This window comes from Streptomyces sichuanensis (genome assembly GCF_020328095.1).
In the GTDB taxonomy this organism is placed as follows: Bacteria; Actinomycetota; Actinomycetes; order Streptomycetales; family Streptomycetaceae; genus Streptomyces; species Streptomyces cinnamoneus.
Genome location: NZ_JAIXMK010000054.1, coordinates 1 through 25,335 on the forward strand (window position 1 = coordinate 1; position 25,335 = coordinate 25,335).

Sequence of the window (25,335 nt, forward strand, 5' to 3'; positions counted from 1 at the left end):
CCCCCGGTGCCGCCACCGCCGCGGGCCCAGCCCCGGCAGCCGCCGGGCACGCCCGGCCGGGCCGCCCCCGCGTCCTGGCCGCGGTGGCCGGCACGCTGCGCGGCACCTCCCTGACCTGGCTCTGCCCGGGCGCGGTCGGCCTCATCGCGCTGTGGCTGTCCTGGCACGACCCCGACACCAGCATCCAGCTGTTCACCCTGCTGGTCCTGCCCATCGGCACCCTGGTGCTGGCCCTGGTGGCCTGGGGCGCCGCCGGTCAGGGCTGGCGTGCGGTCGCCTCCCGCACCACCGGTGCGGCCCGGCCGGCCCTGGCGCTCACGGGCGTCACGACCGGCATCGCCGCCCTGATGTCGGTGGTCATCGCCCTCGTCTACCTGGCGGCGGGCATTCCGGCCGGTCACGCCTGGCCCCTCGCGCTCACCGGCGCGGTGGTCGGGGCCATGCTCACCTCGTTCACCCTCTGGCTGAGCATCCGCACCTCCCAGTCGGTCGCGGTGGTCGTCGGGATCATCGGCATCCTCTTCGGCGTCCTCGTCGGCGGCACCGGCCTGCAGCAGACGCTCTGGCCGCTCATCCCCTACTCCTGGGCCAACTACCTCGACCTGCACCGCATGGCGCTGACGCTCCCCGTCGGCATCGCGGCCACGGCCCTGTTCACCTTCGGCATCACTCACGCGGCACGAAAGGCAGCGGAGAACTCATGACCCTTGCCACCCGCACGCCCCGGGCCCGCACGCTGATCACGGCCGTCGCCGGGCTGACCCTGACCCTGCTCATGACGGGCTGCTCCCAGGAGCGGGACGCCGTCCTGAAGTGGCCGGACGCGACGAGCAACCCCCAGCCGGTCACCGCCGACCAGTTCGGCGCCGCCTGGCCGCTCAAGCCCGACAAGGGAAAGGTGACCTGCAACACGACCCCCTACAGCGGCTTCGCCATCACCTTCACGGCACCCGACGGCAAGGTCTACGCCCTCAACAACGTCGCCCACGACGAGAAGGGCTACCCCAGCGCCGACACCATCAAGGGCTCCTCGGGGAAGATGTGGCGGCTGCGGACGTTCGGGATGCAGGTCTGCAGCGTCGACCGCGCCAAGCACGTGCAGTCCTCGCCCTCCCCCACCCCTTGAGCCCGGTTGCCGTACGCGATCAACCGCCTGCGCACGGCGACCGGGCCCAGGATGCAAAAGACCCCCTCCATCCTGCATTTCCGCAGGTCGGAGGGGGTTTTCCTTGTGGAGCCTAGGGGAGTCGAACCCCTGACATCTGCCATGCAAAGACAGCGCTCTACCAACTGAGCTAAGGCCCCGTCGGGCACCAGGGTACCCGGTGCCGGGGGTGTTTCCCGACCGGGTATCGCCGGGACCTGCCACTCTCCGTAGGATGCACCGCAAGATTCGCTGCAGCGAAGCGAAGGGGAGAGCTAGATGGACGCAGCACAGCAGGAAGCCACCGCCCGCGCACGAGAGCTGCAGAGGAGCTGGTACGGGGAGCCGTTGGGGGCGCTCTTCCGTCGTCTCATCGACGATCTCGGCCTCAACCAGGCCCGGCTCGCCTCTGTCCTCGGCCTCTCGGCCCCCATGCTCTCGCAGCTGATGAGCGGTCAGCGGGCGAAGATCGGCAACCCGGCGGTGGTGCAGCGGGTGCAGGCGCTCCAGGAGCTCTCCAGCCAGGTCGCCGACGGCAGCGTGAGCGCCGCCGAGGCCGCCGAGCGCATGGAGGAGGTCAAGAAGAGCTCCGGCGGCTCGGTCCTCAACTCCACGCAGACCACGGCCAGCAGCGGGGCCCCGACCGTGCGCCGCGTGGTCCGCGAGATCCAGTCTCTGCTGCGGTCGGTCGCGGGCGCCGGGGACATCATCGACGCCGCCGGGACGCTCGCTCCCAGCCATCCCGAACTGGCCGAGTTCCTCCGGGTGTACGGCGCCGGACGGACCGCCGAGGCGGTCGCGCACTACGAGGCGCACCAGAGCTGACCGTGCCGGGGTGGGGCCGGTGCCGACGGGGGCGGGGGCGACGCGCGCGACATGGGTGAGGTCTTCGCGGGGCGGTACGAGCTGGTGGACCCGATCGGGCGGGGCGGGGCGGGAGCCGTCTGGCGCGCCTGGGACCAGCGCCGGCGGCGCTATGTGGCGGCGAAGGTGCTGCAGCAGAGCGACGCCCACACGCTGCTGAGGTTCGTCCGCGAGCAGGCGCTGCGCATCGACCATCCCCATGTGCTGGCGCCGATGAGCTGGGCGGCGGACGACGACAAGGTGCTGTTCACCATGGAGATGGTGGGCGGCGGATCACTCGCCCATCTCATCGGTGACTACGGGCCGTTGCCGCCGCATTTCGTGTGCGTCCTGCTGGACCAGCTGCTCTCCGGTCTCGCGGCGGTGCACGCGGAAGGCGTGGTGCACCGGGACATCAAACCGGCCAACCTGCTTTTGGAGGCGACCGGTACGGGCCGGCCGCATTTACGCCTCTCCGATTTCGGGATCGCCATGCGCAAGGGCGAGCCACGACTGACGGACACCAACTTCGTTATGGGTACGCCCGGTTACTTCGCGCCCGAGCAATTGTCGGGCGAAGAGCCCGACTTCCCCGCGGACCTCTTCGCCGTCGGACTGGTGGCGCTGTATCTGCTCACGGGACGGAAACCGGACGCCGAGGCGCTCGTGGAGCTGTTCCGGGAGCAGGGCGTGCCGCACGCGCCGGTGGAGGTGCCCGAGCCCCTGTGGGAGGTGGTCGCGAGCCTGCTGCACCCGGACCCGTACACCCGCTTCCGTACGGCGACGGGGGCCCGGAAGGCCCTGGCCGCGGCCGTGGAGCTGCTGGACGACGAGCCGGCCGACCAGGAGCCCATCGAGGTCTTCGACCAGCTGGGGCCGCTGCCCCCGGGCTTCGGCCCGGACGGGCCCGAGCCCCACCCGCAGGCACGACCGCAGACCGCACCGCGGCCCGCATCACAGCCGGCGCCACGACCGGGACCGGAGGGGCCGCCGGAGGCCGGGGCCGTCCCGCTCGCGCCGCCCAGGCCGAACTATCCGCCCACGCGCCCCTACACGCCCCCTGAGCCCTTTCCGCAGCCCTTCCCGCGGCCTGTGCCGCCCCTGCCCGGCCGACGGCCCGTCACCGGCCCCGCCGCGGCCCGCGGGCGTGCCGGTCCGCCCGCCACAGTGGTGGTGCCGGTGCTGATCCTCGCGATGCTGCTGCTGACCCTGGGTGTGTGGGCGCTCACGCAGGGCTGAAGTTCACGTTCGCAATCATTTTATTTGCGATTGCAAGCAAATGGAGAAGGTCCCGGCCGCCGTGGCGACCGGGACCTTCTCCCAGCTCTTGTTACGGGCTCGACTCACACACCCGAACCTGCGGGCACGGAGTCGGTCGCCTCCGTCCACAGGTCCTGCTCGGCGCGATCCGCCTGGATCTGCCGGTACACGAGGAGCCCGCCGATGGCGGCCAGTGCGACCAGGAGCAGCTTCTTCACCGCGCGACCTCGTCTTTCCTTGACGTAAGGGGACCTCAGGGGGCCGATGATACACACCGGCCGATACCGATCGGTGACCTGCGTCCGCCTCCCCCGCCGGGCCGCGCCGGGCGCCGAACTCCCAAAAGCGATCGGCCCGGACGGAGAATTCCGTCCGGGCCGATCGTGCGAGTGGGGCTAACAGGACTTGAACCTGTGGCCTCTTCCTTATCAGGGAAGCGCTCTAACCGTCTGAGCTATAGCCCCTCGCGACACCGAAAGATTAGCGCACTTGGGGCCCAGTCCCAAAATCGTCCGGGCCCCAGGGCGGATCGGGGCGCTATTCGTCCTCGGCGAGCGTCAGCTCGACACCGCCCACGAAGCCGGCGGCGAGGTTGTAGACGAAGGCTCCCAGCGTCGCCAGAGCCGTGGCCAGCACCACGTCGATCACCGCGATGACCGTGGTGAAGAGCAGCACGTGCGGCAGCGACAGGAACGACTCCAGGTCGAAGCCGCCGCCGCTCTCGCCGGAGGCCGTGGTGGCATCGCTGATGGTGCCGCCGACCGCGGAGAAGACGCCCATGGCGTCCATGACGCCCCACAGCACCGCCGCGGCCACGATCGTGCACACGCCCAGCGCGACCGAGAGCAGGAAGCTGACCTTCATCACCGACCACGGGTCGGCCCTGGACACGCGCAGCCTCGCCTTGCGCGTACGCGGCGCCGTACGGGCCGCGGGGGACGCCGCGCGGGCCGGGTCCTCCCCGGCGGGCCGCACGGCCGTCCTGGCGGCCTTGCCGCCCTTGGGCTCCTCGGTCCCCTCGGCGGCCTTGGCCGCCTTCAGGCCCTTGGCGTCCTTGGCGGCCTCGTTCCTGGCGGCCTGGACGGCCTTGGCAGCCTTGTCGGCCTTCTCGGACTTCTCGGACTTCTCGGCCTTGGCAGCCGTGGCCGCCTTGGCAGCCTTGTCTTCCTTCGCCGTCTCGGCGGCCTTGCCGCCGTTCAGGCCCTTGCCACCCTCGGCGCCCTCGGCACCGTCGGCGGACTCCGGCGCGGACGCCTTCCCGGAACCGGAAGCGGAACCGGAACCGGAACCGGAACCGGAAGGAGTATCAGATGCGGAACGCTGCGCCGGAGGCTCGTACGCCTTCGGCGGGTGGTACGGCTGCGGTTCTCGGGTCTCCGTCATGGTCCTCCCCCTGCCGGCGGGCCCGGCACCCTCGGTCCCGGAGCCCGCGCCGTCCGCGTCGCCGGAGGCCGGGCCACGGGCCCCCGCCTTCTCTGATGCGGGCCTGGCGGAACCTCTCCGCCCGGCGCCCGCACCGCCGGTGGCGGTGCCCGTGGCTCGACTCACGACTTACTCCTCGGTGTCCTCGGCCGTGGGCTCCGCACCCCCGACCACCTCGGACCCGTCGCCCTCGGCTGCGTCGCCCAACTCCTCGACACCCTCAGCCTCGCGACCGGCCTCGGCGTTCCGGGCGATGCCCACGACGGCATCGCGCTTGCCCAGGTTGATCAGTTGGACGCCCATGGTGTCACGGCCCGTCTCCCTGACTTCGTTGACCCGGGTACGGATCACGCCGCCGCTCAGCGTGATGGCGAGGATCTCGTCCGTCTCCTCGACCACCAGGGCGCCGACCAGCGATCCGCGGTCCTCCACGATCTTGGCGGCCTTGATGCCGAGGCCGCCACGGCCCTGGACGCGGTACTCGTCGACGTTCGACCGCTTCGCGTAGCCACCGTCGGTGGCGGTGAAGACGAAAGTACCGGGACGGACCACATTCATCGAGAGGAGCTCGTCACCCTCGCGGAAGCTCATGCCCTTGACACCGGACGTCGCCCGGCCCATGGGACGCAGCGCCTCGTCGGTCGCGGTGAAGCGGATCGACTGGGCCTTCTTGCTGATGAGCAGCAGGTCGTCCTCGGCGGAGACCAGCTCCGCGCCGATCAGCTCGTCCTCGACGCCGCCGTCGGTCTCCCGGAGGTTGATGGCGATGACGCCGCCCGAGCGCGGGGAGTCGTAGTCCTTCAGCGGGGTCTTCTTCACCAGGCCCGACTTCGTGGCGAGCACCAGGTAGGGCGCCGCCTCGTAGTCGCGGACGGCGAGGATCTGGGCGATCTTCTCGTCCGGCTGGAAGGCCAGCAGGTTGGCCACGTGCTGGCCGCGCGCGTCCCGGCCGGCGTCCGGCAGCTCGTACGCCTTGGCCCGGTAGACCCGGCCCTTGTTGGTGAAGAACAGCAGCCAGTGGTGCGTGGTGGAGACGAAGAAGTGGTCGACGATGTCGTCCTGCTTCAGCTTCGTGCCCCGCACGCCCTTGCCGCCGCGCTTCTGCGAACGGTAGTCCTCGGTCTTGGTGCGCTTGACGTAGCCACCGTTGGTGATGGTGACGACGATGTCCTCCTCGGCGATGAGGTCCTCGATGGACATGTCACCGTCGAAGGGGATCAGCTGGGAGCGCCGGTCGTCGCCGAACTTCTCGACGATCGCCGCCAGCTCCTCACTGATGATCATGCGCTGCCGCTCGGGCGAGGCGAGGATGGCGTTGTACTCGTTGATCTTCGCCTGGAGCTCGTCGTGCTCGGCGGTGATCTTCTGGTGCTCCAGGGCCGCCAGGCGGCGCAGCTGCATCTCCAGGATCGCGTTGGCCTGGAGCTCGTCGATCTGCAGCAGCCCCATCAGGCCCGCACGGGCGACGTCGACGGTGTCGCTGCGCCGGATCAGCGCGATGACCTCGTCGATGGCGTCGAGGGCCTTGAGCAGGCCGCGCAGGATGTGGGCGCGCTCCTCGGCCTTGCGCAGCCGGAAGCGGGTGCGCCGGACGATGACCTCTACCTGGTGGGTGACCCAGTTGCGGATGAAGGCGTCCAGCGACAGAGTGCGCGGCACGCCGTCCACCAGCGCCAGCATGTTGGCGCCGAAGTTCGTCTGCAGGTCGGTGTGCTTGTAGAGGTTGTTGAGGACGACCTTGGCGACCGCGTCCCGCTTGAGGACGATCACCAGGCGCTGGCCCGTGCGCGAGGAGGTCTCGTCGCGGACGTCGGCGATGCCGCCGATCCTGCCGTCCTTGACCAGGTCGGCGATCTTCTGGGCGAGGTTGTCCGGGTTGACCTGGTAGGGCAGCTCGGTGACCACCAGGCACTGGCGGTTCTGGATCTCCTCGACCTCGACCACGGCGCGCATGGTGATCGAGCCGCGGCCGGTGCGGTACGCCTCCTCGATGCCCTTGCGGCCCACCACGAGGGCGCCGGTCGGGAAGTCGGGGCCCTTGATCCGCTCCATGAGCGCGTCGAGGAGCTCCTCGGGCGTCGCCTCCGGGTTGGCCAGGTACCACTGGGCGCCCTCGGCCACCTCGCGCAGGTTGTGCGGCGGGATGTTGGTGGCCATGCCGACCGCGATGCCCGCCGAACCGTTGATCAGCAGGTTCGGGAAGCGGGCCGGCAGGACCGTCGGCTCCTGGTTGCGGCCGTCGTAGTTGTCCTGGAAGTCGACGGTCTCCTCGTCGATGTCCCGGAGCATCTCCATGGACAGCGGCATCATCTTGCACTCGGTGTACCGCATGGCGGCGGCCGGGTCGTTGCCCGGGGAACCGAAGTTGCCGTTGGAGTCCACCAGCGGCATGCGCATCGACCAGGGCTGGGCCAGGCGCACCAGCGCGTCGTAGATCGAGGCGTCACCGTGCGGGTGGTACGTACCCATGACGTCGCCGACGACGCGGGCGCACTTGTAGAAGCCCTTCTCGGGGCGGTAGCCGCCGTCGTACATCGCGTAGAGCACGCGGCGGTGCACCGGCTTGAGGCCGTCCCGCACGTCGGGCAGCGCACGCGAGACGATGACGCTCATCGCGTAGTCGAGGTACGAGCGCTGCATCTCCGTTTCGAGCCCGACGGGCTCGACGCGCATGCCGACGCCCTCCAGGGGCGCGGGCGCACCCTCGGGCGTCACTTCGGGCACGGGAGCAGTGGGAGTCTCGGGAGTCTCGTCGGCCATTGCTGTTCAAAGTCCTTTCGCGCTGCGGCTGTTTCTCGTGGGCCGACAGGCTCAGATGTCGAGGAAGCGGACGTCCTTGGCGTTGCGCTGGATGAAGGAGCGCCGTGCCTCGACGTCCTCACCCATGAGCACCGAGAACAGGTCGTCCGCCTGCGCGGCGTCGTCCAGGGTGACCTGGCCGAGCACGCGGTGGTCGACGTCCATCGTGGTGACGCGCAGCTCCTCGGCGTTCATCTCGCCGAGACCCTTGAAGCGCTGGACCGAGTCGTCCTTGATCCGCTTGCCGTTCTCCCGGCCGAGCTGGATCAGGGCGTCGCGCTCACGGTCGGAGTACGCGTACTCGATCTCGTCGCGACCCCACTTGATCTTGTACAGCGGGGGGCGGGAGAGGTAGACGTGCCCGGCCTCGACCAGCGGCCGCATGAAGCGGAAGAGGAAGGTGAGCAGCAGGGTGTTGATGTGCTGACCGTCGACGTCGGCGTCCGCCATCAGGATGATCTTGTGATAGCGGAGCTTCGCGATGTCGAAGTCCTCGTGCACACCGGTGCCGAAGGCGGAGATCAGCGCCTGGACCTCGGTGTTCTGCAGGATCTTGTCGACGCGCGCCTTCTCGACGTTGAGGATCTTGCCTCGGATCGGGAGGATCGCCTGGTACTGCGGGTTCCGGCCGGACTTGGCCGAGCCGCCGGCGGAGTCACCCTCGACGATGAAGATCTCGCACTTGGTCGGGTCGTTCGACTGGCAGTCGCTGAGCTTGCCCGGCAGCGACGCCGTCTCCAGCAGGCCCTTGCGGCGGGTCAGGTCGCGCGCCTTACGGGCGGCCACGCGGGCGGTCGCCGCCTGGATGCCCTTGCGGATGATGTCCGCGGCCTCGTTCGGGTTGCGGTCCAGCCAGTCCGTGAGGTGCTCGTGGACGACCTTCTGCACGAAGGTCTTGGCCTCGGTGTTGCCCAGCTTGGTCTTCGTCTGGCCCTCGAACTGCGGCTCACCGAGCTTGACGGAGATGATCGCCGTCAGACCCTCGCGGATGTCCTCACCCGTGAGGTTGTCGTCCTTCTCGCGAAGCAGCTTCTTGTCGCGGGCGTAACGATTGATCAGACCCGTCAGCGCGGCGCGGAAGCCCTCCTCGTGGGTACCGCCCTCGTGCGTGTGGATCGTGTTGGCGAAGCTGTACACACCCTCGCTGTACTGGCTGTTCCACTGCATCGCGATCTCGACCGAGAGCATGCGCTCCTTGTCCTCGGCGTCGACGTCGATGACGGTCGGGTGGATCAGCTCGCCCTTGCGCGAGTTGAGGTACTTCACGAAGTCGACGATGCCGCCCTCGTAGTGGTAGTCCACCGTGAGGGGCTTGCCCTCCTCGTCGACGTGGTCGGCGCGGAGGTCCGTCAGCGAGATGCGCAGGCCCTTGTTGAGGAAGGCCATCTCCTGGAAGCGCCGCGAGAGCGTCTCGAAGGAGTACTCGGTGGTCTCGAAGATGTCGCCGTCGGCCCAGAAGGTGACGGAGGTGCCGGTCTCGTCCGTCGCCTCGTTCTGCTGCAGCGGGGCGGTCGGGACGCCGAGCTTGTAGTCCTGGGTCCAGCGGAAGCCGTCGGTCTTGACCTCGACCGCAACGCGCGTGGACAGGGCGTTCACGACCGAGACGCCGACGCCGTGCAGACCGCCGGAGACGGCGTAGCCGCCGCCGCCGAACTTGCCGCCCGCGTGCAGCACGGTGAGGACGACCTCGACGGCGGGCTTGCCCTCGGAGGGCACGATGCCGACCGGGATGCCACGGCCGTTGTCGATGACGCGCACGCCGCCGTCGGGCAGGATCGTCACATCGATGGTGTCGGCGTGGCCGGCCAGGGCCTCGTCGACGGAGTTGTCCACGACCTCGTACACGAGGTGGTGGAGGCCGCGCTCGCCGGTGGAGCCGATGTACATGCCGGGCCGCTTGCGGACCGCGTCCAGGCCCTCCAGAACGGTGATCGCACTGGCGTCGTACGACGTCTCACCCGCAGCGGCGCCGGTGGCGGCGTCCACTGCCTCGGAGGGGTTGGTGTTCTCGTTGGGGTTGCCGGAATCGGCCACGAAGCGCCCTTTCTGGCACAGCACAGACCTTCCCTGCTGCGGCGGGGGTTTCCGGGGCAGGCAGGAGGCTGCGTCGTTCAGCGGTTGTCCACGAGTCCCGCGATCCGGCGGGATTACTACCAGTGTACCGGTGGCGCTGACATGAATGGGGGTTTGGCGGTGCCTGAGTCCTCACGTGCCGCCCTGAACCGGCATCAGCCGACTCCCTATATGCGGCCAGGGGCTCCAAGAGGCTCACAGCGGCACTCAGCGCTTCGAGCTGTCAACCGCCCGCAACCGTGAGCGCAGTCTCAGCCGTCGGCAGGCGTCACTGGGGTCACCGGACCGCCGGTCCGGGGGCCGGTCCGGCCCCGGCCGGGGCGTCCCTGGGCCGCCGGATCACCCGTAGGTGTCGCCCGGTCCCCGGCTGCCGGGCGCCCGCAGGTGCCCGTAGCGACGCCCGGGGCCACCGGGACCCAGCACCTTGATCGTCTTGACGGTGCCCTGGCCGAGATCGTCGTTCAGCCGGGCCACCAGCGTGGGCGCCAGCAGGCGCAGCTGCGTCGCCCAGGCCGTCGAGTCGCACTGCACGGTGAGCACCCGGGCGTCCTCGTCGTACGACTGCGGCTCGCAGTGCAGCGCCACCTCCGGGCCCACCATCTGCGGCCAGCGGCCCATCACCCCGCCCACCGCCGCGGGCTTCTCCCAGCCTCGCTCGGTGATCAGCCGGTTGATCGCGGCACCCAGCGGCAGCGGGTCGCGCCCGTCGGCGCGCGCGCCGGAGCGCAGGCTGCCGCCGCGGCGCACCTGCTTCTTCTGCTGGGCGGCGGCGCCCCGCGCGCGGGCCTGCTCCTTGGCCGCCCGCAGCGCCACCCGCGCCAGGTCCACGCCGGAGGGCTCGGCGGTCTTCGCCGGCTGCCGGCCCTGCTCCGCTCCGGAGTGCTCGTTCATACGCGCTCGACCGTGCCGTCCGAGACCGCGTACCGGGCGCCCGTCAGCACGCCGGGCACGTCGTCGTCCACCGCCGCCGTCACCAGCACCTGCTCGCCCGGCGCGACCAGCTCCGCCAGCCGCTCCCGGCGGCGGGCGTCCAGCTCCGCGAAGACGTCGTCCAGCACGAGCACCGGCTCGTTGCCCTCCGAGCGCAGCAGCTCGTACGAGGCCAGCCGCAGCGCCAGGGCGTACGACCAGGACTCGCCGTGGCTGGCGTACCCCTTGGCGGGGAGCCGGCCGAGGCTGAGCAGCAGCTCGTCGCGGTGCGGGCCGACCAGCGTCACGCCACGCTCGATCTCCTGCTTGCGGGCCTCGCCGAGCGCCGCGAGCAGCGCTTCGTACAGCTCCTCGCGGGTGTGGGCGTCCTCGATGCCGGCGGGGCCGCGGTAGTCGAAGGAGACCGGGCCGCCGCCGGGGGCCAGCTGCTCGTACGCCTTGTCGGCCAGCGGGCGCAGGGTGGCTATCAGGTCCAGCCGGCGGGCGAGCAGCTCGGCGCCCGCGCGGGCCAGGTGCTGGTCCCAGATGTCGAGCGTGGACAGGTCCATGCCGCGGCCGCCGTGGCGGCGGGCCATGGCCGCGGACTTCAGGAGCGTGTTGCGCTGCTTGAGGACGCGGTCGTAGTCGGAGCGCACTCCCGCCATGCGCGGGGCACGGGCGGTGATCAGCTCGTCCAGGAAGCGGCGGCGCTCGCCGGGGTCTCCCTTGACCAGCGCCAGGTCCTCGGGTGCGAACAGCACCGTGCGGACGATGCCCAGCACGTCGCGCGGCCGGACCTGGGAGGAACGGTTGATCCGGGCCCGGTTGGCACGGCCGGGGTTGAGCTCCAGCTCGATCAGCTGCTGCCGCTCGTCCTGGACGACCGCGGCCCGGACGATCGCCCGGTCGGCGCCCATGCGGACCAGGGGCGCGTCCGAGGAGACCCGGTGGCTGCCGAGGGTGGCCAGGTAGCCGACCGCCTCGACGAGGTTGGTCTTGCCCTGGCCGTTGGGGCCCACAAAAGCGGTGACGCCCGGGTCGAGGGAGACCTCGGCCCGGGCGTACGAGCGGAAGTCGGCCAGCGACAGATGCGAAACGTGCATGGTGCGCCGACCTCCCCCGGCTGCTGCGGGTGTTACTTCTTGCTCTCGACCGCGTGGCCACCGAACTGGTTGCGCAGCGCGGCGATCATCTTCATCTGCGGCGAGTCCTCCTGACGGGAGGAGAAACGGGCGAACAGGGACGCCGTGATCGCGGGCAGCGGCACGGCGTTGTCGATGGCGGCCTCGACCGTCCAGCGGCCCTCGCCGGAGTCGGCGGCGAAGCCGCGCAGCTTGTCGAGGTGCTCGTCCTCGTTCAGGGCGTTGACGGCGAGGTCCAGCAGCCAGGAACGGATGACCGTGCCCTCCTGCCAGGAGCGGAAGATCTCACGGACGTCGGTGACGGAGTCGACCTTCTCCAGGAGCTCCCAGCCCTCGGCGAACGCCTGCATCATGGCGTACTCGATGCCGTTGTGGACCATCTTGGCGAAGTGGCCCGCGCCGACCTTGCCGGCGTGGACGGAGCCGAACTCGCCCTCGGGCTTGAGCGCGTCGAAGATCGGCTGGACCTTCGCGACGTTCTCGGCGTCGCCGCCGTACATCAGCGCGTAGCCGTTCTCCAGGCCCCAGACGCCGCCGGAGACGCCGCAGTCGACGAAGCCGATGCCCTTGGCGGCGAGCTCCTCGGCGTGCTTCTCGTCGTCCGTCCAGCGGGAGTTCCCGCCGTCGACGACGACGTCGCCCGGGGAGAGCAGCTCGGCGAGCTCGTCGATGGTGGACTGGGTCGCGCCACCTGCCGGGACCATGACCCACACCACGCGCGGACCCTTCAGGGAATCCACAAGCTCCTGCAGGCTGTGGACATCCGCGAGGTCGCGGTTGCGGTCGTATCCGATGACGGTGTGGCCTGCGCGGCGGATGCGCTCGCGCATGTTGCCGCCCATCTTGCCGAGGCCGACGAGACCGAGCTCCATCAGTGATCCTTTATGCCGTAGTCGTGCGGGGGCGTACCGGAGGTACCTGCTCCGAGCCTACGCCCGGGGGTCCGTGCACACCTGTGGACAGGGGGCGCTCATCGGGTGAGCGCCCCTGCGGCCTCCCGGAGGCGGCCGTCCGGCCTCAGCCGGACAGGCGCACCGGCATGATCAGGTACTTGTAGGCGTCGTCCGCCTCGGCGTCCAGCGCGGGCTTGCCGCTCAGCAGCGCGGGCTTGGTGGACGTGGTGAAGGACAGCTGCGCGACCGGGGAGTCGATCGCCGACAGGCCCTCCAGCAGGAAGCCGGGGTTGAACGCGATCGAGATGTCGTCGCCATCCAGCTGGGCGTCGACCCTTTCCACAGCCTGTGCGTCGTCGCTGGAGCCGGCCTCCAGGATGAGGACGCCCTGCTCGAAGCTGAGCCGGACCGGGGTGTTGCGCTCGGCGACGAGCGCCACGCGCTTGACGGCCTCGACGAACGGGGCGGTCTCGATCACGGCGACGGAGTTGAACTCGGTCGGGAAGAGCGTGCGGTACTTGGGCAGGTCGCCTTCGAGCAGGCGGGTGGTCGTACGGCGGCCGGCGCCCTCGAAGCCGATCAGGCCCTCGCCCGCGCCGGAGCCGGACAGGGCGATCGAGACGGTGTCGCCGCCGCTGAGCGACTTGGCGGTCTCCAGCAGCGTCTTGGCGGGCACCAGGGCGACGGCGGAGATGTCCGGCGTCTCGGGCTTCCACATGAACTCGCGGACCGCGAAGCGGTACCGGTCGGTGGAGGCCAGGGTGACGGTGTCGCCCTCGATCTCGATCCGCACGCCGGTGAGGACCGGCAGGGTGTCGTCACGGCCGGCGGCGATGGCGACCTGGGCGGCGGCCGCGGCGAAGACCTCGCCGGGCACGGTGCCGGTGGCGGTCGGCATCTGCGGCAGCGCCGGGTATTCCTCCACAGGCAGGGTGTGGAGTGTGAATCGCGAGGAGCCGCAGACGACGGTGACGCGCACGCCGTCGGTGGAGATCTCCACAGGCCGGTTGGGAAGTGCGCGGCAGATGTCGGCGAGCAGGCGGCCGGAGACGAGGACGGTGCCGTCCTCCTCCACATCGGCCTCGACCGAGACGCGGGCGGAGACCTCGTAGTCGAAGCCGGAGAGGCTCAGGGAGCCGTCCTCGGCCTTCAGCAGCAGGCCCGCGAGGACCGGTACCGGCGGACGGGCCGGGAGGCTGCGGGCCGCCCAGGCCACTGCCTCCGCGAGTACATCGCGCTCCACCCGGATCTTCACCGGAACCGCCTCCTGCTTGTTGCTGGCTCGCCCTGCTGGCTTCTTCGTCGGCTTCAGTCGCCGGAGACCAGTCTGACGCACGCCGCTGACAGTCGGTGCGGCTGGCGGTCAAGTCGAGGTCCGGGGCGTGGCGCGGCCCGAGGCCGAGTTGTGCACAGGACCCACTTCGAAACGAGTTCCCCGCTTGATCTCTGTGGTCGTAGTAGTAGGGCCTGTGGAAACCGTGGAAAACCTTCTTTGCGCAGGTCAGCCCGGATTTTTTGTCCACTGCCCCTGTGGGTGGGCACGGTGGAAAACCCGGGTGGTCTGTGGACCGCGAAAAGTTCTGCACACCCGGTGCACAGGCAGGGCGCACTTCTCCCCAGGGCTGTCCCCAGCTTTACCCACGTTGCCCACAGCCCAACCCGGCAGCTCGGTGTGACGCCTTTCACTCGGTGCGGTGACCACCGGCGTTTCGTTGCCGAACAGTGGACAGGGATGTGGAAAGGCTGTGTATAACACCGGTCCACCTGTGGGTGGCCGGTGGACAACGTCGGGGGCGGCTGTGGGCGCCCTGGCCGTCCACAGGCTGTGGAACCCCGTTTGCCACAAATCCACACCCGGCTGACCTCGCCTGATGGCATATCAACAGCCTGGACTGTGGACAGGTTCTGGATAACTCCGCGGTCCCCAGGGTGTGGATCGTGGATGGAGCCCGAATCTGTGGAGAACCGGCAGGTCAGAGCCCATATTCGAACAGACTGGGGGCGCGGCGGACGGCCCGGGGCCCCGGCCGGAGCCCTCGTTGGCCGTCGTGGGCCCTTCCGAGAGGACTTCCGGATCCTTCCGAGGCGGCCCCTGGAGCCCTCTCCGGCCGCATCCGGGCCCTTCTGCAGCGACTCCGGGGCCCCTCTCCGGCTGCCGTGGTGGCTGCCCCGGAGCGCCGCCCGTACCGCGCTCCGGCCGGCCCCGGGCATGCGGAAGGGCGCTCCGGGAAATGTCCCGAAGCGCCCTCAGAGGTCCTCACAGGGCCTGGCGGAGGCCCGGACGGGCGTCCGCCGGTCGGCCGTCAGCCGGCAGTCCGTCAGCCGTTCTTGATGCGGTTCGTCAGCTCGGTCACCTGGTTGTAGATGGACCGCCGCTCGGCCATCAGCGCGCGGATCTTGCGGTCCGCGTGCATCACGGTCGTGTGGTCGCGGCCGCCGAACTGCGCGCCGATCTTCGGCAGCGACAGGTCCGTGAGCTCGCGGCACAGGTACATCGCGATCTGCCGCGCCGTCACCAGCACCCGGCTGCGCGAGGCTCCGCACAGATCCTCGACGGTGTGGCCGAAGTAGTCGGCGGTCGCCGCCATGATGGCCGGCGCCGTGATCTCCGGCGAGGCGTCCTCGCCGCCCGGGATCAGGTCCTTCAGGACGATCTCGGTCAGCCCCAGGTCCACCGGCTGCCGGTTCAGGCTCGCGAAGGCCGTCACCCGGATGAGCGCGCCCTCCAGCTCACGGATGTTGCGCGAGATGCGCGAGGCGATGAACTCCAGGACCTCCGGCGGAGCGTTGAGCTGCTCCTGGACCGCCTTCTTCCGCAGGATCGCGATCCGCGTCTCCAGCTCCGGCGGCTGCACGTCGGTGATCAGGCCCCACTCGAAGCGGTTGCGCAGCCGGTCCTCCAGGGTCACCAGCTGCTTGGGCGGCCGGTCCGAGGACAGCACGATCTGCTTGTTCGCGTTGTGCAGGGTGTTGAAGGTGTGGAAGAACTCCTCCTGCGTCGACTCCTTGCTCGCAAGGAACTGGATGTCGTCGACCAGCAGGATGTCCATGTCGCGGTAGCGCTTGCGGAACGCGTCCGCCTTGCCGTCGCGGATGGAGTTGATGAACTCGTTGGTGAACTCCTCGGAGCTCACGTAGCGCACCCGCGTGCCCGGGTAGAGGCTGCGCGCGTAGTGCCCGATGGCGTGCAGCAGGTGCGTCTTGCCCAGGCCCGACTCCCCGTAGATGAACAGGGGGTTGTACGCCTTGGCCGGCGCCTCGGCCACCGCCACCGCCGCGGCGTGCGCGAAGCGGTTGGAGGCACCGATGACGAAGGTGTCGAACAAGTACTTGGGGTTCAGTCGCGCCGTCGGCTCGGCCGCCCCCGTGGAGGACGACCCCCCCGAGGACGAGGACGCCCCGGCCGGAGCCGAGGGCCGCTCGGAGCGCGGGCCGCCGGAGGCGCCGCCCGCGGGGCCGCGGGAGGGACCGTCCGGCAGCTCGCGGCGCTGCTCGTAGGACGGGCGCTCGGGCTGCGCGGGGGAGCGGTAGTCCTGCTGCTGCTCGTACTGCGTGGCGTAGGGGTCGCGCTCGCTCTCGGCGAAGCTGCCGAGACGCGGCTGCTGCCAGCCGTAGTCGCCCCGGTCGGACGCGCCCGGGCCGCCGGGAGCGGCGTGGCGCGGCCAGGCGCCGGGCTCACGGGGCTGCTGGTAGTCCGGGTAGGCGGGGCGCACGGACGGCAGGTCGTCGCCGCCGGGGCGGGTGCCGTAGGTCTCCCGGCCGTCGTAGCCGCCGTGGCCCTCGTAGCCCTCGTAGGCGTCGCGACCGCCCTGCCCCGGGGCCTGGTGCCGGCCGGGGTGCTGCTGGGGGCGCTCGGGGGCCTGCGGCGCCGGGGGCTCGCCGGCGGAGTCGTCGACGGTGATCGCGATCCGGATCGGGCGGCCGCACTCACGGCTGAGGGTCTCGCTGACGATGGGGGCGAGCCGGCCCTCCAGGACGCCCTTGGCGAATTCGTTGGGGACGGCCAGCAGGGCGGTGTCGGCCACCAGGGCGAGGGGCTGGCATCGCTTGATCCAGTGCTCGTCCTTGGTCTCCACGCCGCCGCGCCCCTCGCCGAGGAGCTGTTCGAGCACGCGCGGCCACACTGCGGCAAGATCGGCGGGCAGGTCAGCCACAGGGCACGCTCTCTCAGTCACGGGTCAGGGGGTCCCCCGGAGTCCCACGAATGTGTGGTTCTCGGGACGGGCGGGAAGGATTCGGAGTTCAGCCACGGTAGTCAGGCCGAGGTGCGTGGTTCAAGTCGTTGTCCACAGGGTGTGTACAAATGTGCCATGCCGTGGAGCCTCGTGTCGGCCCGGGCCCCGGGGAAGCTACGGTGTATCCCTGGTGCACTGCCGGTTTGACCGGATGGCGTAACCACGCGTACCGTGACCAGGTCGAGTTGTCGATGGCTGCTGCCGCCTGCCTCCGATGGGCAAAGATCACGACCCTATCAAGGTCGGGATTATGAAGCGGTGCACTCGGGCGTTGCGAGCTACTCGTGGGCGCACGGTGACAGCCAGGCGATGTCCCGCCATCAATTCATTTCTGGAGTCCCCGAGTGAGCAAGCGCACCTTCCAGCCGAACAACCGCCGCCGCGCGAAGACCCACGGCTTCCGCCTGCGCATGCGCACCCGTGCCGGCCGCGCGATCCTCGCGTCCCGCCGTGGCAAGGGTCGCGCCCGCCTGTCGGCCTGATCAGTCTGACGTCAAGGTCCATGACGTGCTGCCTTCCGAGTCTCGGCTGAGGCGGCGCGAGGACTTCGCGACCGCGGTTCGTCGAGGACGCAGGGCCGGCCGCCCGCTCCTCGTCGTCCACCTACGCAGCGGTAACACGGACCCGCACACACCTGGGGGAATCGCCCCTCCGGTGCGTGCGGGTTTCGTCGTGAGCAAGGCCGTCGGCGGTGCCGTCGTCCGCAATCGCGTCAAGCGGCGACTGCGCCACCTCATGCGTGACCGGCTGGATCTGCTGCCCGCCGGTAGCCTGGTGGTGGTGCGGGCCCTGCCGGGCGCGGGCGAGGCGGACCACGAGCAGGTGGCCCGTGATCTCGACACCGCGCTGCAGCGGCTGCTGGGAGGGGCGCCGCGAAGCAATCCCCCGGGGGGTGACCCCCGGAGCCCCGGTCACCCGGGAGGGAGCGCACAGTGAAGTACCCGCTGCTGTGGTTGATCAAGCTCTATCAGTGGACCATCAGCCCGCTGCTGGGGCCGGTCTGCAAGTACTACCCGTCGTGCTCGCACTACGGGTACACGGCCATTGATGTGCACGGCGCGGTCAAAGGAACGGTGCTGACGGCCTGGCGCATCCTGCGCTGCAACCCGTGGTCGCTCGGTGGCGTCGACCACGTCCCTCCCCGGAAGCGTCCGGTCTGGCACCAGCGGCTGAGGAGCCGCATGGGCGGAAACCCCACCGCGGGGACCGCCGCGCAGCCCGAGACTCAGCCCAACGCCCAAGGAGCCTGATTCGTGGACACGATCCTGAATCCTCTCTACTACGCCGTTTCCTGGATCATCGTCCAGTTCCACTCGTTCTTCAGCCTGATCTTCAACAAGGACAGTGGCGCGGCGTGGGGTCTGTCCATCGTCTCGCTGGTGGTGCTGATCCGTATCTGCCTGATCCCGCTCTTCGTGAAGCAGATCAAGGCCACGCGGAACATGCAGGCGCTCCAGCCGAAGATGAAGGCGATCCAGGAGCGCTACAAGAGCGACAAGCAGCGCCAGTCCGAAGAGATGATGAAGCTCTACAAGGAGTCGGGCACCAACCCGCTCTCGAGCTGCCTCCCGATTCTGGCCCAGTCGCCGTTCTTCATCTCGCTCTACCAGGTGCTGAACAAGATCGCCGGCGGCCACGAGGTCGGCGTGCTGGACCAGTCCCTGGTCGACAGCGCCCGTAAGGCGCACATCTTCGGCGCTCCGATCGCGTCCAAGTTCATGGACAGCGCGAGCAAGGTCGAATCGCTCGGCGCCACGCTGACCGACGTCCGCGTCGTCACGGTCATCATGATCGTCCTGATGTCGCTGTCGCAGTTCTACACGCAGCGCCAGCTGATGACGAAGAACGTCGACCTCACGGTGAAGACGCCGTTCATGCAGCAGCAGAAGATGCTGATGTACGTCTTCCCGATCATGTTCGCCGTCTTCGGCATCAACTTCCCGGTCGGTGTCCTCGTCTACTGGCTGACCACCAACGTGTGGACCCTGGGCCAGCAGATGTTCGTCATCCGCCGTAACCCCACCCCCGGCAGCCTCGCCTTCCAGCAGCGCCAGGAGCGCCTGCGGGCCAAGGGCAAGCTGAAGGAGGACCCGGCCGAGGCCGAGGCCCGGAAGGTCGCCGAGGCCGCCCGTGCGGCCCGCCAGCAGCCGAAGCGCCAGCCGAAGGCCAAGCGTCAGCTCGCGGGCACGGGCCAGCCTCAGGCCGGCACCGGCACGGCGAAGAAGACCACGCTGGAGAAGCAGCAGGACGAGCAGACCGGTGCTGCCAAGGGCAAGCAGGCCGGCTCCTCCCGCAGCGCCAAGTCCGGACAGCGCAAGGGCGGCCCGCAGCGGCCCAAGCACCCATCGAAGAAGTAATGAAGGAGTCCACCGTGACGGACACGCAGCCCCAGACCGCCGCCGAGGGCACCGACACGCTGTCCCGCCTGGAGCAGGAGGGCGAGATCGCGGCCGACTACCTTGAGGGGCTGCTGGACATCGCCGACCTCGACGGCGACATCGACATGGACGTCGAGGCCGACCGCGCCTCCGTGTCGATCATCAGCGACTCCACCAGCCGCGACTTGCAGAAGCTGGTGGGCCGCGACGGTGAGGTCCTGGAGGCCCTCCAGGAGCTGACCCGCCTCGCGGTGAACCGGGAGACCGGCGACCGCAGCCGTCTGATGCTGGACATCGCGGGCTTCCGGGCCCGCAAGCGCGAGGAGCTCGCGGGCCTGGGCGCCAAGGCCGCCCAGGAGGCCAAGAGCACCGGCGAGCCCGTCAAGCTGGACCCGATGACCCCCTTCGAGCGCAAGGTCGTCCACGACGCGGTGGCCGCCGCCGGCCTGCGCAGCGAGTCGGAGGGCGAGGAGCCGCAGCGCCGCGTGGTCGTCCTCCCCGCCTGACCTGTCCCACGTCCAGGTGTGTACGGCCCCGTCTGCTCGCAGGCGGGGCCGATCCTTGTCAGCCTGATATTCAGACTCCGGTACCGAGAGAGGGCGCCGGAGATCCACACAAACGTTGTACGGAAGGACGGTTCCCCGTGGAAGAGGCAGCGGAGCTCCCCCCGGCGCCCGCGGCGGCGCGGGCGGTATTCGGTGACCGCTTTCCGGAGGCCGTCCGCTACGCGGAACTGCTCGCCGACGCGGGTGTGAAGCGTGGTCTGATCGGCCCCCGTGAGGTTCCCCGGCTGTGGGAGCGGCACCTGCTGAACTGCGCGGTGCTCTCCGAGGCCGTGCCCGACGGCGTCTCGGTGTGCGATGTGGGCTCGGGCGCCGGACTGCCCGGCATCCCGCTGGCCCTCGTCCGCCCCGACCTGCAGATCACCCTGCTGGAGCCGCTGCTGCGCCGTACGACCTTCCTGCAGGAGGTCGTGGAGCTGCTCGGCCTGGACCACGTCACCGTGGTGCGGGGCCGCGCCGAGGAGATGCTCGGCAAGGTCGACCCGGTGCATGTGGTCACCGCCCGGGCCGTGGCGCCGCTGGACCGGCTCGCGGGCTGGGGCGTGCCGCTGCTGCGCCCCTACGGCGAGATGCTGGCCCTGAAGGGCGACACCGCGGAGGAGGAGCTCAACAGCGCCCGCGCCGCCCTGAGCAAGCTGGGGGTCGTCCGGACCTCCGTGCTGCAGGTCGGTGAAGGCGTGGTCGACCCGCTGTCCACCGTGGTGCGCGTCGAGGTCGGGGAGAGCCCCGGCGGCGTGCGGTTCGCGGCGAAGCGGGCGAAGGCCGCCAGGGCCGGACGGTCGCGCCGCCGGCGATGACGCCGGGGCGAATGCTCCATACAAGCTGGCAAAACTACCCATAACGGAGTGTCGCGGCTCGGTAGCGCGGCGTGCCATGCATCGTGTTTCACGTGAAACATCGCTCCCTGCTGCATGGAATCATCGGCCGCAGCCGTGCGGCCGCCGCGCCGCGCGACCGCCGACCGGTCGAGAACGTGGGTTCATCCACAGGCCCACGGGATTCATCCACAGGAGAACGGGCCTCGCTGGTTCACGACCCCGAAAGCATGGCAGGCTCTGTGCATTGCGAGCCTGATGTCGAGGAGAGTGAATCCTTGCGGTCCGACGCCAATATTGCGGGGCCGATGACCGACCCGGTCCCCGGCCCCCGCCCCGCTGACTCCGAACCAGTGGCTGTCCCCGCCCCCGTGCCCGCGGGCCTTCCCGTTTCACGTGGAACGGTGGCACACCCGATGCCCAGGCCGGAGCAGACCCGGGTCATGGTCGTCGCCAACCAGAAGGGCGGGGTCGGTAAGACCACGACCACGGTGAACCTGGCGGCTTCTCTGGCGCTCCACGGCAACCGGGTCCTGGTCATCGACCTCGACCCCCAGGGCAACGCCTCGACGGCACTGGGCATCGACCACCACGCCGACGTGCCGTCCATCTACGACGTCCTCGTCGACAACAAGCAGCTCTCGGACGTGGTGCAGCCGGTGACGGAGGTGGAGGGCCTCTTCTGTGCCCCCGCCACGATCGACCTGGCCGGCGCCGAGATCGAGCTGGTCTCGCTCGTGGCCCGGGAGAGCCGGCTCGACCGGGCGATCAAGGCATATGAGCAGCCGCTGGACTACATCCTCATCGACTGCCCGCCGTCGCTCGGCCTCCTGACGGTCAACGCCCTGGTCGCCGGCGCAGAGGTGCTCATCCCCATCCAGTGCGAGTACTACGCGCTGGAGGGCCTGGGCCAGCTGCTGCGCAACGTCGAGCTGGTGCGGGGGCACCTCAACCCCAAGCTCCATGTGTCGACGATCCTGCTGACGATGTACGACGGCCGGACGCGGCTCGCTTCCCAGGTGGCCGACGAGGTGCGCACCCACTTCGGCCAGGAGGTGCTGCGGACCAGCATTCCGCGGTCGGTCCGTATCTCCGAGGCGCCGAGCTACGGCCAGACGGTTCTCACCTATGACCCGGGCTCCAGCGGTGCGCTGTCCTACCTGGAGGCGGCCCGGGAGATCGCGCTGCGGGGGATCGGTGTCCACTACGACGGCACCAGGGCTCACACGGTGGGCCGCCAGCAACAGCAAGACCAGCACAGTATGTCGGAGGGGCTTCAGTGAGTGAGCGACGTAGAGGACTGGGCCGGGGGCTCGGTGCGCTGATCCCGCCGGCGCCGAAGGCGGCGGAGAAGAGCGGACCGGCGGTCGGGCCCGGTACGACGTCCCCCACCGCGGTGCCGGTGCTGACGGCCGACCGGGGACCGGCCACCGGAACGGTGACCACGCTGCCCGTGAACGAGGCCACTCTCACGCGGTTGGGCGAGGCCGAGAACGCTGCTTCCGTTTCACGTGAAACGGAAGCAGCCGCGGGGGCGGCCCGCGATGCGGCCCTGCAGGAGGTGGCAGGGGCGCACTTCGCCGAGCTGCCGCTGGACTCCATCACGCCCAACCCGCGGCAGCCGCGGGTGGTGTTCGACGATGACGCACACGCCGAACTGGTCGCCTCCATCCGCGAGGTGGGACTGCTGCAGCCCGTCGTGGTGCGCCGCCTGACGTCGGACCGCTATGAGCTCATCATGGGTGAGCGCCGCTGGCGGGCCTGCCGGGAGGCCGGGCTGGAGCGGATCCCCGCGATCATCCGGGCGACCGACGACGAGAAGCTTCTGCTGGACGCGCTGCTGGAGAACCTGCACCGGGCCCAGCTGAATCCTCTGGAAGAAGCAGCCGCCTACGACCAGCTGCTCAAGGACTTCAACTGCACCCATGACCAGCTGGCGGACCGCATCGGGCGCTCGCGTCCGCAGGTCTCCAACACGCTGCGGCTGCTGAAGCTGTCGCCGACGGTCCAGACGCGGGTGGCTGCCGGGGTGCTCTCCGCCGGCCATGCCCGGGCCCTGCTCTCCGTGGACGATGCCGAGGAGCAGGAGCGGCTCGCCAAGCGGATCGTGGCCGAGGGGCTCTCGGTCCGGTCGGTGGAGGAGATCGTGACCCTCATGGGGTCGCGGACCAAGAGCTCGGGCAAGTCCAAGGGCCCGCGGGCCGGCGCCCGTGTCTCCCCCGCGCTGACGGATCTGGCCTCGCGGCTGTCGGACCGCTTCGAGACCCGGGTGAAGGTGGACCTGGGGCAGAAGAAGGGGAAGATCGTCGTCGAGTTCGCCTCGATGGACGATCTGGAGCGGATCCTGAGCACGCTGGCTCCCGGCGAGGGGCGCGTGCTGGAGCAGAAGCTCTCCGGCGACGAGGACACCGCGCAGTAGAGCAGTGACGGCATCGCCCGGGGCGGGTCGTGTTTCACGTGGAACCTTGCGTGGACACAACCCGCCCTTTGCCTTGTCGCGCTATCCGCCTGATCCACCGGCCGATACGATGCGTTGAGGTATGGCACATCCACGTTGGACTCGGTTCACGGAGGGGCGGGGCCATGCGAACGGTGAGCCGGACCGGACTGGTGGCCGCGGGCCTGAGCCTGGGAGCAGTCGGCGGATTCGTCGGCAGTCTTCTCAAGGAGTTCGGCGCGCTGAACGCCGCCCGGAGCGTGGCACGCGACGGAAGTGAGGAACTGGCTGCATGGGGCGTCGGCTCGTACCGCTCACGCTGGACAACCTCCCGGACCTCCCCAAGCGCTGCCGCTCCTGCGTCTTCTGGGAGCTGGACCCCGTCAGCGGCGAAGCCGCGCTGAGAGCGGGCCGCCCGGAGCTGGAGAAGGAAGCCTGGCTCTCCGCCGTGCTCCTGGAGTGGGGTTCCTGCGGCCGGGTGGTCTACGTCGACGAGGCACCGGTCGGCTTCGTGCTCTACGCGCCTCCCGCCTATGTGCCCCGCTCCACCGCGTTTCCCACCAGCCCGGTCGCTGCGGACGCGGTGCAGCTGATGACCGCCTGGCTGACGCCCTCCTATCAGGGGCAGGGGCTGGGCCGGGTGATGGTACAGACCGTGGCCAAGGATGTGCTGCGTCGAGGGTTCAAGGCGATCGAGGCGTTCGGGGACGCCCGCTGGAAGGAGCCGGCGTGTGTACTGCCGGCCGACCATCTCCTGGCCGTCGGCTTCAAGACCGTGCGGCCGCACCCGCGCTATCCACGGATGCGGCTGGAGCTGCGTACGGCGCTCTCCTGGAAGGAGGACGTCGAGCTGGCTCTCGACCGGCTGCTGGGGGCGGTGCAGAAGGAGCCCGCGCTCCGGCCGTTGTAGGGCATGAAAAAGGCGCGCTGTTTCACGTGAAACAGCGCGCCTTTTTCGAGTCCGCTCAGGCGTGGATGAAGTCCGTGAGCTCGCGCTCCAGGGCGGCCTTGGGCTTGGCGCCGACGATGGTCTGCACGACCTCGCCGCCCTTGTAGACGTTGAGCGTCGGAATCGACATCACGCCGTACTTGGCGGCAGTGGTCGGGTTCTGGTCGATGTTCAGCTTGACGATCTCGATCTTGTCGCCGTGCTCGGCGGCGATCGCCTCAAGCGAAGGAGCGATCTGGCGGCACGGGCCGCACCACTCGGCCCAGAAGTCCACCAGGACGGGCTTGTCGCTCTTGAGGACGTCCTCGTCGAAGGACGCGTCGGTCACGGTCTTGAGAGCCACTGAGGTCTCCTTGAATCTGCTCTGCGTGGGGAGGGGGTGGGGTGGGTCAGGGGGTCTTCTCGGGCTCCCGGACGCTCTCGCCATCGGAGAGCGCGGCGAGGTAGCGCTCGGCGTCGAGCGCGGCGGAGCAACCCGTACCGGCGGCGGTGATCGCCTGGCGGTAGGTGTGGTCCACGACGTCACCGGCGGCGAACACACCGGTGAGGTTGGTGCGGGTCGAGGGGGCGTCGACCTTCAGGTAGCCCTCGTCGTCGAGCTCCAGCTGGCCCTTGAACAGCTCGGTGCGCGGGTCGTGGCCGATGGCGATGAACAGACCGGTCACCGGAAGCTCGGAGGACTCACCGGTCTTGAGGTTGCGCAGGGTCAGGCCGGAGAGCTTGTTCTCGCCGTGGATCTCGGCGACCTCGCTGTCCCAGATGAAGGAGATCTTCGGGTCGGCGAAGGCGCGCTCCTGCATCGCCTTGCTGGCGCGCAGGGTGTCGCGGCGGTGGACCACGGTGACGGACTTGGCGAAGCGCGAGAGGAAGGTGGCCTCCTCCATCGCGGTGTCGCCACCACCGATGACGGCGATGTCCTGGTCCTTGAAGAAGAATCCGTCGCAGGTGGCGCACCAGGACACACCACGGCCGGACAGCTCGTCCTCGCGGGGCAGGCCCAGCTTGCGGTGCTGCGAGCCGGTGGTGACGATCACTGCCTTGGCGCGGTGGACGGTGCCGGCGGAGTCCGTGACGGTCTTGATCTCGTCGCTCAGGTCGACGGCGATGATGTCGTCAGGGATCAGCTCGGCGCCGAAGCGCTCGGCCTGGGCCCGCATGTTGTCCATCAGGTCGGGGCCCATGATGCCCTCACGGAACCCGGGGAAGTTCTCCACATCGGTGGTGTTCATCAGCGCACCACCGGCGGTGACGGCGCCCTCGAAAACCAGCGGCTTCAGGGAGGCACGGGCGGTGTAGAGCGCGGCCGTGTAGCCCGCGGGCCCGGAGCCGATGATGATCACGTTGCGGACGTCGCTCACGGGTGTCTTCCTTGTCTCTGCCGACAGCTGTTTGGTCCTTGCTGGGTCTCACCCCACCCAACGGATCCTACGGGGCGAGCATTCCCGGCCGGGACGACAGCACGTACGGGGCAAG

The 25,335-nt window shown here is 69.8% G+C and carries 24 protein-coding genes and 2 tRNA genes; 13 read left to right on the plus strand and 13 right to left on the minus strand.

Annotated features, from left to right (window positions below; genetic code table 11):
* Together LE181_RS17365 and LE181_RS17370 are read left to right on the plus strand one after the other, a co-directional pair.
* On the plus strand, positions 1-704 hold a 704-nt coding region (locus LE181_RS17365; protein WP_225662207.1), incomplete at its 5' end, for an ABC-2 transporter permease family protein.
* On the plus strand, positions 701-1,126 hold the full coding sequence (locus LE181_RS17370) for a hypothetical protein (protein WP_225662208.1): 426 nt from the start codon (positions 701-703) through the stop codon (positions 1,124-1,126). The genes LE181_RS17365 and LE181_RS17370, both read left to right, overlap by 4 nt.
* A 106-nt stretch (positions 1,127-1,232) precedes the next feature.
* Here the strand turns inward: LE181_RS17370 and LE181_RS17375 are convergent.
* Positions 1,233-1,305 (minus strand) — tRNA-Ala (locus LE181_RS17375).
* Between the two features lie 118 nt (positions 1,306-1,423).
* Between LE181_RS17375 and LE181_RS17380 the strand changes: the two genes are divergently transcribed.
* Entirely contained in the window at positions 1,424-1,969 is a 546-nt protein-coding gene (locus LE181_RS17380) for a helix-turn-helix domain-containing protein (protein WP_190108173.1), read from the plus strand.
* Positions 1,970-2,020: 51 nt separating this feature from the next.
* Positions 2,021-3,226, plus strand: coding sequence for a serine/threonine-protein kinase (locus LE181_RS17385; protein WP_225662209.1), 1,206 nt, complete (start codon positions 2,021-2,023; stop codon positions 3,224-3,226).
* A gap of 104 nt (positions 3,227-3,330) precedes the next feature.
* Here LE181_RS17385 and LE181_RS17390 read toward each other — a convergent pair whose 3' ends face one another.
* From LE181_RS17390 to dnaA, 10 genes are all read right to left on the minus strand, one after another.
* Positions 3,331-3,465, minus strand: a complete 135-nt coding sequence (locus LE181_RS17390; RefSeq protein WP_003958712.1) for a DLW-39 family protein — start codon at positions 3,463-3,465, stop codon at positions 3,331-3,333.
* Positions 3,466-3,637: 172 nt separating this feature from the next.
* Positions 3,638-3,711: transfer RNA gene (locus LE181_RS17395), tRNA-Ile, on the minus strand.
* 73 nt (positions 3,712-3,784) lie between these two features.
* Positions 3,785-4,630 carry a DUF3566 domain-containing protein gene (locus tag LE181_RS17400; protein ID WP_225662210.1) on the minus strand — a complete coding sequence of 282 codons (846 nt, stop codon included), beginning with the start codon at positions 4,628-4,630 and terminating at the stop codon, positions 3,785-3,787.
* 168 nt (positions 4,631-4,798) lie between these two features.
* Entirely contained in the window at positions 4,799-7,429 is a 2,631-nt protein-coding gene (gene gyrA / locus LE181_RS17405; protein WP_308103147.1) for a DNA gyrase subunit A, read from the minus strand.
* 51 nt (positions 7,430-7,480) lie between these two features.
* Complete coding sequence (gyrB, locus tag LE181_RS17410; protein WP_308103148.1) at positions 7,481-9,526, minus strand: DNA topoisomerase (ATP-hydrolyzing) subunit B; 2,046 nt, start codon at positions 9,524-9,526, stop codon at positions 7,481-7,483.
* Between the two features lie 354 nt (positions 9,527-9,880).
* Positions 9,881-10,432, minus strand: coding sequence for a DciA family protein (locus LE181_RS17415; protein ID WP_225662211.1), 552 nt, complete (start codon positions 10,430-10,432; stop codon positions 9,881-9,883).
* Entirely contained in the window at positions 10,429-11,553 is a 1,125-nt protein-coding gene (gene recF, locus LE181_RS17420; RefSeq protein WP_225662212.1) for a DNA replication/repair protein RecF, read from the minus strand. Before recF ends, LE181_RS17415 begins: the two co-directional genes overlap by 4 nt.
* Before the next feature lie 32 nt (positions 11,554-11,585).
* On the minus strand, positions 11,586-12,464 hold the full coding sequence (gnd, locus tag LE181_RS17425; RefSeq protein ID WP_225662213.1) for a phosphogluconate dehydrogenase (NAD(+)-dependent, decarboxylating): 879 nt from the start codon (positions 12,462-12,464) through the stop codon (positions 11,586-11,588).
* A gap of 145 nt (positions 12,465-12,609) precedes the next feature.
* Positions 12,610-13,740, minus strand: a complete 1,131-nt coding sequence (dnaN, locus tag LE181_RS17430) for a DNA polymerase III subunit beta (protein ID WP_225662214.1) — start codon at positions 13,738-13,740, stop codon at positions 12,610-12,612.
* Positions 13,741-14,803: 1,063 nt separating this feature from the next.
* Entirely contained in the window at positions 14,804-16,639 is a 1,836-nt protein-coding gene (gene dnaA, locus LE181_RS17435; RefSeq protein WP_225662215.1) for a chromosomal replication initiator protein DnaA, read from the minus strand.
* Between the two features lie 425 nt (positions 16,640-17,064).
* Here dnaA and rpmH point away from each other — a divergent pair, with 425 nt between their 5' ends.
* The 9 genes from rpmH (at position 17,065) to LE181_RS17480 (ending at position 23,823) form a co-directional block, all read left to right on the plus strand.
* Entirely contained in the window at positions 17,065-17,202 is a 138-nt protein-coding gene (gene rpmH, locus LE181_RS17440; RefSeq protein WP_003949374.1) for a 50S ribosomal protein L34, read from the plus strand.
* A gap of 25 nt (positions 17,203-17,227) precedes the next feature.
* Positions 17,228-17,656, plus strand: a complete 429-nt coding sequence (rnpA, locus tag LE181_RS17445) for a ribonuclease P protein component (protein WP_225662216.1) — start codon at positions 17,228-17,230, stop codon at positions 17,654-17,656.
* Positions 17,653-17,970: a membrane protein insertion efficiency factor YidD gene (gene yidD / locus LE181_RS17450; RefSeq protein WP_225662217.1), complete on the plus strand. Its 318-nt coding sequence runs from the start codon at positions 17,653-17,655 to the stop codon at positions 17,968-17,970. The genes rnpA and yidD overlap by 4 nt, the downstream gene beginning before the upstream one ends.
* 3 nt (positions 17,971-17,973) lie before the next feature.
* Positions 17,974-19,077, plus strand: coding sequence for a membrane protein insertase YidC (gene yidC, locus LE181_RS17455; protein ID WP_225662218.1), 1,104 nt, complete (start codon positions 17,974-17,976; stop codon positions 19,075-19,077).
* The gene (locus LE181_RS17460) at positions 19,077-19,604 is read left to right on the plus strand and encodes a Jag family protein (protein ID WP_225662219.1); all 528 of its coding nucleotides are present in this window, start codon (positions 19,077-19,079) and stop codon (positions 19,602-19,604) included. Before yidC ends, LE181_RS17460 begins: the two co-directional genes overlap by 1 nt.
* A 137-nt stretch (positions 19,605-19,741) precedes the next feature.
* On the plus strand, positions 19,742-20,458 hold the full coding sequence (rsmG, locus tag LE181_RS17465; protein WP_190108160.1) for a 16S rRNA (guanine(527)-N(7))-methyltransferase RsmG: 717 nt from the start codon (positions 19,742-19,744) through the stop codon (positions 20,456-20,458).
* Between the two features lie 248 nt (positions 20,459-20,706).
* Positions 20,707-21,759 carry a ParA family protein gene (locus tag LE181_RS17470; RefSeq protein WP_225662220.1) on the plus strand — a complete coding sequence of 351 codons (1,053 nt, stop codon included), beginning with the start codon at positions 20,707-20,709 and terminating at the stop codon, positions 21,757-21,759.
* Complete coding sequence (locus LE181_RS17475; RefSeq protein WP_225662221.1) at positions 21,756-22,895, plus strand: ParB/RepB/Spo0J family partition protein; 1,140 nt, start codon at positions 21,756-21,758, stop codon at positions 22,893-22,895. The genes LE181_RS17470 and LE181_RS17475 overlap by 4 nt, the downstream gene beginning before the upstream one ends.
* Positions 22,896-23,205: 310 nt before the next feature.
* Entirely contained in the window at positions 23,206-23,823 is a 618-nt protein-coding gene (locus LE181_RS17480) for a GNAT family N-acetyltransferase (RefSeq protein ID WP_225662222.1), read from the plus strand.
* 55 nt (positions 23,824-23,878) lie between these two features.
* On the opposite strand, the gene trxA is transcribed toward LE181_RS17480, so the two are convergent.
* Both trxA and trxB read right to left on the minus strand, forming a co-directional pair.
* Positions 23,879-24,205 carry a thioredoxin gene (gene trxA / locus LE181_RS17485; RefSeq protein ID WP_225662223.1) on the minus strand — a complete coding sequence of 109 codons (327 nt, stop codon included), beginning with the start codon at positions 24,203-24,205 and terminating at the stop codon, positions 23,879-23,881.
* A gap of 46 nt (positions 24,206-24,251) precedes the next feature.
* Positions 24,252-25,220: a thioredoxin-disulfide reductase gene (gene trxB, locus LE181_RS17490; RefSeq protein ID WP_225662224.1), complete on the minus strand. Its 969-nt coding sequence runs from the start codon at positions 25,218-25,220 to the stop codon at positions 24,252-24,254.
* Between the last annotated feature and the right edge of the window lie 115 nt (positions 25,221-25,335).